The following is a 12,796-nucleotide window of genomic DNA, read 5'->3' as shown; positions in this document are numbered from 1 at the left end:
GTTGCAGATGAAAGAACTGGCTTCCTACGCATCCGACCCGTCTCAATCGCGCGGCCGGACTTATTCTGAACCGCCGCCTGAAAACCGCACCGAGTTTCAGCGCGACCGGGACCGCATCGTTCATTCCGGCGCGTTCCGCCGCCTGGAATACAAGACGCAGGTCTTCGTGAACCACGAAGGCGACCTGTTCCGCACCCGCCTTACGCACAGCCTGGAAGTGGCGCAGATTGCGCGTACGCTGGCGCGCAGCCTGGGGCTGTCGGAAGACCTGACCGAAGCCATCTCGCTTGCCCATGACCTTGGCCACACGCCGTTCGGCCATGCCGGGCAAGACGAGCTGAACGCCTGCATGCGCGAGCTTGCGCCCGAGGCGGGCGGCTTCGAGCACAACCTGCAAAGCCTGCGCGTGGTGGACGAGCTTGAGGAACGCTATGCGGACTTCAACGGCTTGAATCTTTGCTTTGAAACGCGTGAAGGCATCCTGAAGCATTGCTCGGTGGCGCACGCGCGTCAGCTGGGTGATGTGGGCGAACGCTTCCTCTCCCGAACGCAGCCGTCGCTGGAAGCGCAGTTGGCCAACCTGGCCGACGAGATCGCCTACAACAATCACGATATTGATGATGGGCTGCGTTCCGGGCTGATCACGCTTGAGCAACTGAAAGACGTGTCGATCTTCGAGCGCCATCACGCTGAAGTGCTCAGCCGCTATCCCGGGCTGGCCCAGCGCCGCGCCGTGGCCGAGACGATCCGCCGCATGATCAACACGCTGATCGTTGACCTGACGCACACTTCGCTTGCGCGCATCCGCGACGCGGCACCTGCCAGCGTGGATGATGTGCGCCGCTCACCGCCGTTGGCGGGGTTCTCGGACGAGATCCGCCGCGAAGCCGATGCGTTGAAGAAGTTCTTGTTCGACAACCTGTACCGGCACTATCAGGTGCTGCGCATGACGGCCAAGGCGCGCCGCATCGTGCGCGAACTGTTCGCGGCGTTCCTGGATGATCCGCGGTTGCTGCCGCCGGATTACCGCAGGCCCGCCTTCAATGAGCAGGCACGCGCCATTTCCGATTACATCGCCGGCATGACCGACCGCTACGCCATCCGCGAACATAAACGCCTGTTCGACATGGGTTGATCGCGGCCGGCCTGCCGCCGGCATCGCCGCGGGCTAGCGGTGCTTGCGGTACGGTTCGTCTTCGGGCACGAACGTGGCTTCGGCGCGCGCATCGCGCATCCAGTCCTGCATGGCGGGCAGCGCCAGCACCGCATCCATGTAGTCACGCACGGCACCCGCGGCGGGGATGCCATAGGTGGTGAAGCGCGACACCACCGGCGCAAAGAACGCGTCGGCAATGGAAAACGCACCGAACAGGAATGGGCCGCCCCGGCCGAATTCTGCGCGGGTGTCGTGCCAGATGGCTTGCAGCCGCGACACATCCTGCTGCGCGGCTTCCGGGAACTTGATGCCGGGCAGATGCGCTTCGATGTTCATCGGCATGGCGTTGCGCAATGCGCCGAAGCCGCTGTGCATTTGCGCCGCCAGCGAACGGGCGCGGGCACGCGCATGCGCGTCCTTCGGCCACAACTGCGCCTCGGGGCGCTGCTCGGCCACGTACTCGCAAATGGCCAGCGAATCCCAGACGGCGAAATCACGGTCCAGCAGCACGGGCACCAGGCCGGCTGGCGACACCGCACCTACCTTGCGTGAAAACTCTTCCGTGAAAAACCCGAGCTTTTGCTCAGTAAAGGCAATGCCGGTTGCGCGCAGGGCCAGCCATGGCCGTAACGACCACGAGGAATAATTCTTATTGCCGATGATCAGGGTGTACATGCCAGTCCTTACGCAGGGATTATCCAAGTCGACGTGCTGAATCACCGTTCGGCAGGTTCACCTTCTGGCAGGTTCACCTTCCGGCAGGGTCATCCTTTGCAGGATGACCTTCCAGAAGGATCATCTTCCAGCAGGATCATCTTCCAGCGTTTCGGCGCAGCAGCTTGCCCAGGTATTGCCCGGTGTGGCTGGCTTGCGTCGCCGCGACGTCTTCCGGGGTGCCTTGCGCCACCACGTAGCCGCCGCCGTCGCCGCCTTCCGGACCCATATCGATCAGCCAGTCCGCCGTTTTAATGACGTCCAGGTTGTGTTCGATGATGAGCACGGTGTTGCCGCTGTCGACCAATTGATTCAGTACTTGCAACAGTAGCTCGATATCGCGGAAATGCAAGCCGGTGGTGGGCTCGTCCAGGATGTACAGCGTGCGCCCGGTGCTGCGGCGCGACAGCTCTTGCGACAGCTTCACGCGCTGCGCTTCACCGCCCGACAAGGTGGTCGCGCTTTGGCCCAGCCGAATATAGGACAGACCGACATCGATCAACGTGTGCAGCTTGCGCGAAATGGCCGGCACCGACTCGAAATATTCCAGCGCCTGTTCGACCGTCAGCTCCAGCACTTCGCTGATGTTGCGGCCGCGATACCGAATTTCGAGCGTTTCGCGGTTGTAGCGCTTGCCGTGGCAGACGTCGCAAGGCACGTACATGTCGGGCAGGAAGTGCATCTCGACCTTGACCACGCCGTCGCCCTGGCAGGCTTCGCAGCGGCCGCCCTTGACGTTGAAGCTGAAGCGGCCGGGGTCGTAGCCGCGCGTGCGGGCTTCCGGCACGCCCGCGAAGAGTTCGCGGATGGGCGTGAACAGGCCCGTGTAGGTCGCGGGGTTGCTGCGCGGCGTGCGGCCGATGGGGCTTTGGTCCACGCTGATGATCTTGTCGAAATTCTCCAGCCCTTGCATCGACACATAGGGGGCGGGTTCGCTTTGCGCGTGGTGCAGCTGGCGCGACACGGCGACCGCCAGCGTGTCGTTGATGAGCGTGGACTTGCCGGAACCCGACACGCCCGTCACGCACACCAGCCGGCCCCCGGGCAGGCGCAGTTCGACGTCTTTCAGGTTGTTGCCGCTGGCGCCCGTCAGGGTCAGCCAGGGCAATTCGTCGTTGACCGGACGGCGGGCGGGGATGGCGATCTCGCGCGCGCCGCTCAGGTATTGGCCGGTCAGCGAGTTCGGGTCGCGCTGCACCGTTTCGGGATCGCCTTGCGCCACGACTTCGCCGCCGTGTTCGCCGGCGCCCGGGCCCATGTCCACCACCCAATCGGCCATGCGGATCATGTCTTCGTCGTGCTCGACGACGATGACGCTGTTGCCCAGGTCTCGCAGGTGCTGGAGGGTGCCGATCAGGCGGTCGTTGTCGCGCTGGTGCAAGCCGATTGAGGGCTCGTCCAGCACGTACATCACGCCCGTCAGGCCTGAGCCGATCTGGCTGGCCAGCCGGATACGCTGGGCCTCGCCGCCCGAAATTGTGTCGGCGCTACGGTCCAGCGACAGGTAATTCAACCCGACGTTGTTCAGGAAGCTGAGCCGTGCTTCGATCTCGCGCACGATGCGCTGCGCGATCTCTTGCTTGGCGCCGGTCAGGTTCAGGTTTCGGAACCAGGCCAGGCAGCTCGACAAGGGCATGGCCTCGACTTCGTAGATGGCCTGGCCGTGGCGCTCGCCGCCGCGCGGGTCGTGGCCGATCAGCACATTGCGCGCTTCGGGGCGCAGGCGCGAACCGGCACAGTCGGGGCAGGTCTTGATATTGCGGTACTTGCCGAGTTCTTCGCGCACCGTGGCCGAATCCGTCTCGCGCCAGCGGCGCTCCAGGTTCGGGATGACGCCTTCGAAGGCGTGGCGCTTGACGGTGCTGCGGCCTTTTTCGTTCAGGTACAGGAACGAGATTTCTTCTTCGCCAGAGCCATAGAGCACCTTGTCGCGCAGCGCTTCGGGCAAGTCTTCGAAGGGCGCTTCGATATCGAATTCGTAATGCGCGGCCAGGCTCGTCAGCAGCGAATGCGTGAAGGCGTTGCGGCGGTCCCAGCCTCGGATTGCGCCGGCGGCCAGGCTCAGTTCCGGGAAAGCCACGACGCGCTTCGGGTCAAAGAAGCCCACTTGTCCGATGCCGTCGCAACTGGGGCAGGCGCCCATCGGGTTGTTGAAGCTGAACAGACGCGGTTCGAGTTCGGGCAGGCTGTGGCTGCATACCGGGCAGGCGTAGCGGCTGGAGAACACCTGTTCCCGTTCGCTATCCATGTCCAGCGCCAGCGCGCGGCCATCTGCCAGCAGCAGGGCGGTCTCGAAGCTTTCCGCCAGACGCTGCTTGCTTTCCGGCTTGATGCGCAGCCGGTCGATGACGACATCGATGTCGTGCTTTTCGGTTTTCTTCAACGGCGGCATGCCGTCGATTTCCACCAATTGCCCGTCCACCCGCAGCCGCACATAACCCTGGGCTTGCAAGCTGGCGCATTCGTCTTCGAAGCTGCCCTTCTTGCCACGAGCAATCGGCGCCAGCACGGCCAGACGCGTTTCGGGCGTCCAGCCCAGCACCGCGTCGACCATCTGGCTGACGCTTTGCGCTTGCAGCGGCAGGCCGTGATCCGGGCAGTAGGGCGTGCCGACCCGCGCGTACAGCAGGCGCAGGTAGTCGTGGATCTCGGTGATGGTGCCGACCGTGGAGCGCGGGTTGTGCCCCGCGGCTTTCTGCTCGATCGAAATGGCCGGCGACAGCCCTTCGATAAGGTCCACGTCCGGCTTGTCCATCAGCTGGAGGAATTGGCGGGCGTAGGCGGAAAGGCTTTCCACATAACGTCGTTGGCCCTCCGCGTACAGCGTGTCGAACGCCAGCGAAGACTTGCCCGAGCCGGACAAGCCGGTGACGACCACCAGTTTGTGGCGCGGCAGGTCCAGCGAGACGTTCTTAAGGTTGTGGGTGCGTGCACCCCGAATGCGTATCGCGTCCATCGGGCTCTTTTAAGCGGTTTCAAAGGCCAACTTGGTACTATAGCGCGCCGAATCCCTCAGCGTTCGGGGCAGTCCGTCAAGATTGACTGAACCGGGTCCGGCGCCGCACCGCTAGATCAGACCGTGAGCGTGTGACATCCACGCGCGCGCACCGCCCTTGTCATTGTTGAAATTTCCGCATGCCGGCAGACACCAAACTGAAATTGACCCCTTCCGAGCGCCGCGCGAGCGTCGCGCTGGCCGGCTTGTTCGCTGCGCGGATGCTGGGGCTGTTCCTGTTGTTGCCGGTTTTTGCCGTCGCCGCCGCCGGCATGCCGGGCGGGGACGACCCCGCGCGCGTCGGCCTGGCGCTGGGCATGTATGGCCTGACCCAGGCGTTCATGCAGATTCCCTTCGGGCTGGCGTCTGACCGCTGGGGCCGGCGGCCCGTCGTGCTGTTCGGCCTGCTGCTGTTCGTGGCGGGCAGCATCGTCTGTGCGCAGGCCACCGATGTGTACTGGATCACCATTGGCCGCGCCATCCAGGGGGCGGGCGCCATTTCGGCCGCGGTCACCGCGTGGCTGGCCGACGCCACCCGCGACGAAGTGCGCACGCGCGCCATGGCCATGGTGGGCGGATCAATCGGCTTGTCTTTCGCGGTGTCACTCGTCTTGTCGCCCGTGCTGGTGGGGTGGTGGGGGCTGTCCGGCCTGTTCTGGACCATCGCCTGCCTGGGCGTGATCTGCCTGGCCGTGGCGCGTTTTGTCGTGCCGGTGGTGCCACGCACGCAAGCCCGGACGATGCAGTCGGCCAATCCGCGTGAAGTGCTGACCCACCGCGATCTGCTGCGCCTGAACTTCGGCGTGTTCGTACTGCATTTGATCCAGGTGTCGTTGTTTGTCGTGGTGCCTGCCTTGCTGGCCAAGGTCGGCGGGCTGGACGCGCGAGACCTGTGGAAGGTCTATCTGCCCGTCATCCTGGTGTCGTTCGTGCTGATGGTGCCGGTGGTGTTCGTGGCGGAAAAGCGCCGCGCTCATCGCGGCGCCCTGCGCGCAGCAGTCGCCGGGCTGGTGCTGGTCTGCGCCTTGCTGCCGGCGGCCAGCCATGGCTTCTACACGCTGGCCGTGGCGCTGACCGGCTTCTTCGTCGCCTTCAACGTGCTGGAAGCCTTGCAGCCGTCGCTGGTGTCCCGCGTGGCCCCGCAAGCCTACAAAGGCTTGGCGCTGGGCTTCTACAACACCGCCCAAGCGGCTGGCCTGTTTGCGGGCGGCGCGCTGGGCGGCTGGCTGGCGTCGCATTCGGGCGCAAGCGCGGTTTTCATCGGCGCGGCTATCCTGTCGGCCGTCTGGCTGGCCGTAACCTGGGCGTTGCGGCCGCTGGCTTAGGGGTCGCGGGGATGCGTCCCCGAAAGCCCGGGAAAGTCGTTGATCGCGCCGTGAACGGCGCTCAACGGATCGCAATTCGGATCACCACCAGGATCGCTTTGTCACCATTGGCGTTTGGCGCGGCAGGCGCTTTTCGTCGATAATACGTACCAAATTAGGGCTTCAAGAATTCGGGTCCGCCTTCGGGCTCCCAGGCGTCGCCGGTCATTGTCATGATGACCGGCGTGTTTCATGAAGCCGGTCTTCAACATCGCTTTTTATGTTGTTGCCGGCGCGCTCGCGGCAACGCACAGGCGCAGGCTGTCAACAACTGAGGGACATCGGCATGGCATCGGTTAACAAAGTCATTCTCGTGGGCAATCTGGGGCGCGACCCGGAAGTCCGCTACAGCCCGGAAGGGGCTGCAATCTGCAATATGTCCATCGCCACGACCTCCACCTGGAAGGACAAGGCTTCCGGCGAGCGCCGCGAAGAAACCGAATGGCACCGCGTCGTCATGTACAACCGCCTGGCTGAAATCGCCGGCGAATACCTGAAGAAGGGCCGCTCGGTCTACATCGAAGGCCGTCTGAAGACGCGCAAGTGGCAAGACAAGGACACCGGCGCTGATCGCTACAGCACCGAAGTCGTCGCCGACCAGATGCAAATGCTGGGTGGCCGTGAAGACGGCGGTGGCGGCGGCGCCAGCTACGGTGGTGGTGGCGGCTACGACGACGCTCCGTCGCGCCCGCAACAGCAACGCGCCCCGGCGCAACGCCCGGCGCCGCAACAGCGCCCGGCCCCCGCAGCGGCCCCGGCCAGCAGCGGTGCGAACCTGGCGGATATGGACGACGATATTCCGTTCTAGTTCCTACCATCCCTTATTAATGTTGATTAAGGCCTCTTCTCCTTTGGAGGGGGGCCTTTTTCTTTACCCACACCTGTTTTCGTGCTGTAGTGCCCATGTGGGCTAAACCGTACATACACAGCAGTTGTGGGTAGATGACCAAATTTGTTGCTCAACGCATCACGTTCCGAAACGGCGAGCGGCACTCCCTCTTACAGAGGGTCAATGGACTTCCGGTTCAGGAGGTCACCCTATTTCTAGGGAAGTACCGAAACAAGGGACGTGCGGCTAACACGATTCACTTCGTTTGCTGCTGCTTGGCGCTTCTGTATCGTGAGCTAGATGCAGCCGGCGTGGATCTGCTCGAGCGGCTTTTGAGTGGGCAATTCCTCACCGCCCCTGAGTTGGATCGCCTCGTGTCAGCCGCTCGCTATCGGTCCGAGGACCTTGAAGTTGCGCCGGCCAAAGGCAAATCGAATGTCATCGACATCCGGCGCATTGGCATCCGGAGGAGCCAGAAGCAGGCCGAACGCCAACCGGTCGACACTCAAACGTGCGCGTCTCGACTTCGATACATGGCGGACTACCTATCGTTCATCTCAGGCTACGTAGCAGCCTCGCTACCTCGTGGTGACCGGCGGGACCTAGAGGCTGACACCACACGTGCCATAACGGCGTTCCGGACGCACATTCCAGAAATTTCCAGGCGTGCAAAGCTGGGCGCGCGGGTGGGGCTCAGTATTGAAGAGCAGAATCGAGTGCTTGCTGTGGTTCACCCAGACTCTCCTGATAACCCCTGGGTTCGTGGTTTTGTCCGGCAGCGCAATTGGCTCATCGTGGTGCTTCTCCTTGCCAGCGGGATGCGAAGGGGGGAGCTTCTAGGCCTCCAGATCGGCGACATCCACTCGAACCAGCCAAAGCTGAACATTTTGCGTCGCTCCGACGCCGTTGAGGATCGTCGTCTCCGACAACCGAACACGAAAACCTACGACCGGACTGTGGAGCTTTCACCGTCCGTAATGAGGGCCTTACAGGCGTACTTGAAGGAGCGTCGAGGTATCAAGGTTGCACGGTCTATCCCACAGATCATCGTCTCGGAAGATGGGAATGCTCTGTCAATGCAGGCCGTGGACAAACTCTTCAAGGAGCTGCGAGCTGCGATTCCTGAACTTCCGGTAACCCTCACCAGTCACGTGATGCGTCACACGTGGAACGAGCGCTTTTCGGAACAGGCCGAGGCCATGAACCTGCCCGAGGTCGCGGAACAGCGGGCTCGCAATAGCCAGCAGGGCTGGAGCGACAACTCGAAGATCGCAGCTACCTATACGCGTCGGTACACCGACAGAAAGGGCAGGGAACTAGCCCTCAGGCTCCAGGAAGAACTCGATGACAAGCTCCGCGACGACAAATAAGAAGCAAACAGGGACACTAGCGCGCACCCTGCCAGCACGTGCTCATACGCGCAGCGGCATAGGATTCAACCCGAACGACGATCTCTGGCACTGGGTCGACGGAGTGTTCCGCATCCGGCTGGACTTTTCACGGTTGAGCATGGCGGCGACATTCCCCATTGCTTCGCTCAAGTACACCCTGCACGTCTTTGTGAAGCTGAACGCTCCAACATACGCGGGGAATCTGTTCAATGCGTTCGTACACTTCCTCGCGCTTCGTGACGGCCAAGCTCCTTTGAAGTCCGTGAGCGTCGCGGAGGTGTCCAACTATGCTGCGCGGCTTCAGGAGCATGAGAAATGGCGGCTCGGGCATCTAAACGTCCTGCTGCAGAAGTGGCATGCGCTGGATCTTCCCGGCGTCGAGGCGGATTGCGTTCAGTACCTCCGTGAACGTCGCAAGCCGGGCAATGTGAAGGGTGCGGCTGTGCGCCAGCGCGATCCGGTCGATGGGCCTTTCAGCGAGGAGGAGTACATCACCCTCTACAAGGCGGTAGACGCGGCTTACGGGACTGGTGCCATTCCGCGTTGGATCATTGTTCTTTTCCGCCTCCTGTTTGTTGCCGGGGGCCGAATTTCTCAGTACGCCTCTCTTAAGTTGAAGGACTTGGATGGAAGCACTGGCAAGTTCGTTCTTCGCTTGCCTCGCGTGAAGACTGGGCTTGAGCATTCGCGCGCGAGCTTTCTCACGTTTGACCTTTCTCCGCAGACCGGTCGCTTGGTGATGGAGCACATAGAGAGCCAGCGAATAGCTGGCCGGGACGCCGCCGCTCCGCTTTTTCCAGTTGCCGACGTCTTGACCCGAGGACCACGAGAACAACTTCGAGGTAAAGATGACATATTCTATGGGCACTGCACCAGGGACCAGTTGTCCCACACTTTCTCGCGCATTCTGAGCGAGATAGCGCCCGCAACCCCAAGGCTTGATTACGAGCAGATGCCGGTTAGTCCTAAAAGATTCCGGCCGACATTCGGCACTCGGCTCGTCGATGAGGGGGCCAGTAGGACCGTTGTCGCGCACCTTCTGGGGCACGTTGATCTGCAAAACGTAGACGTCTACTTTGAACAATCCCCCACCGGCCTTTCGAACATGAACAAGGCGATGGGCCCTAACCTTGCACCCGTTGCTCGCTGCTTTCAAGGACGCCTTATCGACGGTGAAGAGCAGGCGACCCAAAAGGACGTGCCGGGCAGCACTATCATTGACTTCAGGGTGTCGACAAAGGGTCTCGCGAGCTGTGCCGGCTCGACTCAGTCCTGCGCGTTCGACAAACCGGTCGCGTGCTATACGTGCTTTCGATTTGAGCCGTGGTTGGACGGCCCCCATGAGGCGGTCCTCGCTCGATTGGAGCAGGAGCGAAAAAAGTGGTCTGCCGACCCCAAGATGGCAACTATCAACGACGCAGCCATCATCGCGGTAAGGGAGGTCATCGCTGAGTGCGCCATGGTGCGGACCCAGCGGGCCGAAGGGAGCACCTCGTGAGCGGGACTATCCTCCATTTCGTCCCACGCGCTGAGCTCGAACCCCAGGAGAACCTTGACGCCTTCGTCGAGCTCTGCCGCCAATCCGAGGTCCTAGGAGCCCGCCTCCAGTTTGACGAGAACGTCTGGGACGCTGGGAACCGTAAGGGGCATAACGGCAGGCTTCGAGCCATATTCAGCACCATGGAGGCCGCCAGTCAGGATAAGCCGGAGCCCTCAATGCCTCCGCAGTTTCTCGATTTCGCCAAGGCCGTCCTGGTCTACCTGCAGGACAGTCGTCCGGTCACCTCGCAGGCGGTCCGAATCTCCGCGCTGCGGTACCTCGAGGCGTCGTTGCGCGAGTGGGGAAAGGGTTCGCGACCTATGGGGGTCAATGAAGAAGTGCTAGATACGGCTGTCGAACTGGCCCATAAGAACGTTTCCGCTGGTGTCGCGTATAGAGTTGCAGGCCAGCTCAAGATAGTCGCAGATCTGATGGGCTCGAAGGGCTTTATCACCCTCCGACAGCCATGGGAGCATGGGCTAAAAAAGCCACGCGAGCTGGGCTCCAGAATCTCAAAGGAAGCGTTGACAGCGCGACAATCGAAGATGCCCTCCGCCGCTGCCTTGCGGGCCCTTGGTGGCATTTTTCAGGACGCGGTTGCAGTGCGTGACGTGCTGGTATCGAGCGGCACTGCTCTCATGACTTGTGCCCCGGAGCGAATCAATGAGGTACTGCGGCTGACCCGGAACTGCGTTGAAAAGGGGGACGGTCGCTTCGCGGGCCACGTCGGGCTGCGATGGGCGGGTTCCAAGGGCGCCAACGATACCATCAAGTGGCTCCCAACCGTGATGGCTTCGGTGGCGGAGCAAGCCGTTGCGAACCTTCTGGCGGTAACCCGGCCTGCTCAAGAGATCGCAGCTTGGTACACCGAGAATCCGACGTCCATGTACCTCCATGAAGATGTAGCCCACCTTCGTGGTCGCGAGTTGCTATCGACGGCGGAGATTGGGGCCATTCTGTGGGGCGAGGACGCCCCTAGAGTCTCGACCAGCACGTGGGCGCGGAAGACGCACAAGCTGCCGAAGCACCAGCTGGATGCCAGACGTATCGCCTTCACCTTCAAGGACGTCGAGCAAGCTGTTTTGTCGATGCTACCTGATACGTTTCCCTATGTGCCAGGAGCCCCGCAGTTGCTCTGCAAGGATTCGTTGGTCGTCGTCCGGGTCGACGAGATGCACGTGACGAATAGGACCTGCCGGTGCATGTTCACTTGCGCTGACTACGGCACGATCGCCAGTGCATTGGTGCGGCACGATGGGCGGCCTAGCATCTTTGACCGATTCGGGTATACGGAGGACGATGGCTCCCCTATCGAAATGAATACCCACAGCCTTAGACACTACCTGAACATGCTTGCCCAAATGGGTGGCATGAGCAGCGCCGAAATCGCCTTGTTCTCTGGGCGGAAGGACGCGGCCCAGAACAGAGCCTATGACCACATGACTTCCGATGAGGTTCAAGCCCCCATCAGTGATGCCTTGAGCCAGGGATTCATGGGTGGGTTAGTTGCAAGGGAGCCACGCCGGTTGGTGGCCCGCACGCAGTTCTCTGAGCTGGGTGCTACAGCCGCTCACACAACGGACTTTGGGTACTGCTTGCATGACTTCGCCAGCGAGCCATGCCAGATGCACCGCGACTGCATAAATTGCGAGGAGCACGAGTGTGTCAAGGGCGAAGCGCACAAAGAGGCGAACCTTCGCGCCAGTAAGGCCGAGACGGAACAACTCCTGGAGGTGGCAAAGCAGGGGCTTACAGATGATGAATACGGGGCTGACTCGTGGGTAGCTCACCAGACGAAGACGCTCGAGCGTATCGACTCACTGCTGTCCATATATGAGGACCCCTCGGTCCCGCGCGGTGCCCAGATTCGGTTGAACGTCACCAATCCTGCCCTCATCACGCAGGAGCCAGCATCTCAACCCATCCATTTCGTCCAGACCGCAAAACGGAAATTGTTGTCATGAAGAAAACTCGCGCGCCAGATCTGACTGACGAGCGCATTCAGGCAGTCCTCGCTGCCCTGGACGGCTGGAAAGGCAAACTCACATGGGACTTGCTCATTGCTGCGGTGAAGGACTCAACAGGCATTGCTTACTCTCGATTTACCTTCTCCGGCTACCCGGAGATCGCCAACGCGTTTGCCTTCAAGAAGGAAGCCCTGAGGGGAACCTGGAGTGGCACGCCTGCCACGCCTCGCGATGAGCGGGTACGAGCGGCATTGGAGCAAGTCAATCGGCTGCAGGGCAAGGTCGACCGACTGACACAAGAGAACCGATTGCTTAAGGAGCAGTTCGTGACTTGGGCGCACAATGCAGAGCGCAAAGGGGTGACCATCATGATGCTCAACACGCCGCTGCCAAAACCGGAGCGTGAGCGATCGAAGCGCCCGAAGTAACGGCCAAGTGGCCTGCAGGGGTGGACCATCGCCCGCACGCCATATAGCTCGAACTAAGGTGGGTCGTAATGCCCGGCGTACGGCGCATTACGGTGGACATGTTGAACGTCCCGCTCCCAAAGCCGGAACACGGCGAGTCGAAAGGCATAGAAGATGCTCACTCTGCAAGCCGTTAAGTAACGCGCTGAGGTCAAAGCCTCTTCGCGAGTTCTCTTCAAGCGAATTTCGCCTCATCGCCTCATTAATTGGAAAGTGCTGGGCCAGTTTAGGCATTCCTTTATGCACCTTCCCTCAAAACTATATCGCCTGTTGTTCCTCTTCAAAAGCCAACGCAGAGTGGATCAAAATCCGTGTTTTTGTTACTTTACGTTATAGACTTCGCCTTTTCCGTCACGGGCTACGGCTCGGATGT

Annotated in this window: 9 protein-coding genes; 7 read left to right on the top strand and 2 right to left on the bottom strand. The window is 61.5% G+C overall.

From position 1 onward, the window contains the following. Positions 1-7: 7 nt before the first annotated feature. Positions 8-1,135, top strand: a complete 1,128-nt coding sequence (locus tag HV765_RS16660) for a deoxyguanosinetriphosphate triphosphohydrolase (protein WP_175170406.1) — start codon at positions 8-10, stop codon at positions 1,133-1,135. 33 nt (positions 1,136-1,168) lie between these two features. Here HV765_RS16660 and HV765_RS16655 read toward each other — a convergent pair whose 3' ends face one another. Beyond that, positions 1,169-1,831 (bottom strand): glutathione S-transferase family protein, encoded by a 663-nt coding sequence (locus HV765_RS16655; protein WP_054420827.1) that lies wholly within the window; start codon positions 1,829-1,831, stop codon positions 1,169-1,171. A gap of 136 nt (positions 1,832-1,967) precedes the next feature. Further along, positions 1,968-4,826, bottom strand: a complete 2,859-nt coding sequence (uvrA, locus tag HV765_RS16650; protein ID WP_054420826.1) for an excinuclease ABC subunit UvrA — start codon at positions 4,824-4,826, stop codon at positions 1,968-1,970. Between the two features lie 179 nt (positions 4,827-5,005). Between uvrA and HV765_RS16645 the strand changes: the two genes are divergently transcribed. From HV765_RS16645 to HV765_RS16620, 6 genes are all read left to right on the top strand, one after another. Beyond that, entirely contained in the window at positions 5,006-6,190 is a 1,185-nt protein-coding gene (locus HV765_RS16645) for an MFS transporter (RefSeq protein ID WP_054420825.1), read from the top strand. Positions 6,191-6,515: 325 nt separating this feature from the next. After that, complete coding sequence (gene ssb / locus HV765_RS16640) at positions 6,516-7,037, top strand: single-stranded DNA-binding protein (RefSeq protein WP_046802916.1); 522 nt, start codon at positions 6,516-6,518, stop codon at positions 7,035-7,037. A 134-nt stretch (positions 7,038-7,171) separates the two neighbouring features. Then, a complete protein-coding gene (locus HV765_RS16635) occupies positions 7,172-8,428 on the top strand; it encodes a tyrosine-type recombinase/integrase (protein ID WP_175170405.1) in 1,257 nt (418 codons plus the stop codon). After that, positions 8,403-9,947, top strand: a complete 1,545-nt coding sequence (locus HV765_RS16630; protein WP_175170404.1) for a site-specific integrase — start codon at positions 8,403-8,405, stop codon at positions 9,945-9,947. Before HV765_RS16635 ends, HV765_RS16630 begins: the two co-directional genes overlap by 26 nt. Beyond that, positions 9,944-11,953 carry an integrase gene (locus tag HV765_RS16625; RefSeq protein ID WP_175170403.1) on the top strand — a complete coding sequence of 670 codons (2,010 nt, stop codon included), beginning with the start codon at positions 9,944-9,946 and terminating at the stop codon, positions 11,951-11,953. The genes HV765_RS16630 and HV765_RS16625 overlap by 4 nt, the downstream gene beginning before the upstream one ends. Beyond that, positions 11,950-12,384, top strand: a complete 435-nt coding sequence (locus HV765_RS16620) for a hypothetical protein (RefSeq protein WP_175170402.1) — start codon at positions 11,950-11,952, stop codon at positions 12,382-12,384. Before HV765_RS16625 ends, HV765_RS16620 begins: the two co-directional genes overlap by 4 nt. The last annotated feature ends 412 nt before the right edge of the window (positions 12,385-12,796 follow it).

Origin of the sequence: Achromobacter kerstersii (assembly GCF_902859595.1) — a bacterium.
GTDB classification, from domain to species: domain Bacteria; phylum Pseudomonadota; class Gammaproteobacteria; order Burkholderiales; family Burkholderiaceae_B; genus Achromobacter; species Achromobacter kerstersii.
This window is presented reverse-complemented; position numbering and strand designations above follow the sequence as displayed.

What these genes read in the sequence shown, in the direction of transcription:
- HV765_RS16655 (WP_054420827.1), bottom strand. Translation starts at nt 1,831, where the DNA reads ATGTACACCCTGATCATCGGCAATAAGAATTATTCCTCGTGGTCGTTA.
- uvrA (WP_054420826.1), bottom strand. Translation starts at nt 4,826, where the DNA reads ATGGACGCGATACGCATTCGGGGTGCACGCACCCACAACCTTAAGAAC.
- HV765_RS16660 (WP_175170406.1), top strand. Translation starts at nt 8, where the DNA reads ATGAAAGAACTGGCTTCCTACGCATCCGACCCGTCTCAATCGCGCGGC.
- HV765_RS16630 (WP_175170404.1), top strand. Translation starts at nt 8,403, where the DNA reads ATGACAAGCTCCGCGACGACAAATAAGAAGCAAACAGGGACACTAGCG.
- ssb (WP_046802916.1), top strand. Translation starts at nt 6,516, where the DNA reads ATGGCATCGGTTAACAAAGTCATTCTCGTGGGCAATCTGGGGCGCGAC.
- HV765_RS16635 (WP_175170405.1), top strand. Translation starts at nt 7,172, where the DNA reads ATGACCAAATTTGTTGCTCAACGCATCACGTTCCGAAACGGCGAGCGG.
- HV765_RS16645 (WP_054420825.1), top strand. Translation starts at nt 5,006, where the DNA reads ATGCCGGCAGACACCAAACTGAAATTGACCCCTTCCGAGCGCCGCGCG.
- HV765_RS16620 (WP_175170402.1), top strand. Translation starts at nt 11,950, where the DNA reads ATGAAGAAAACTCGCGCGCCAGATCTGACTGACGAGCGCATTCAGGCA.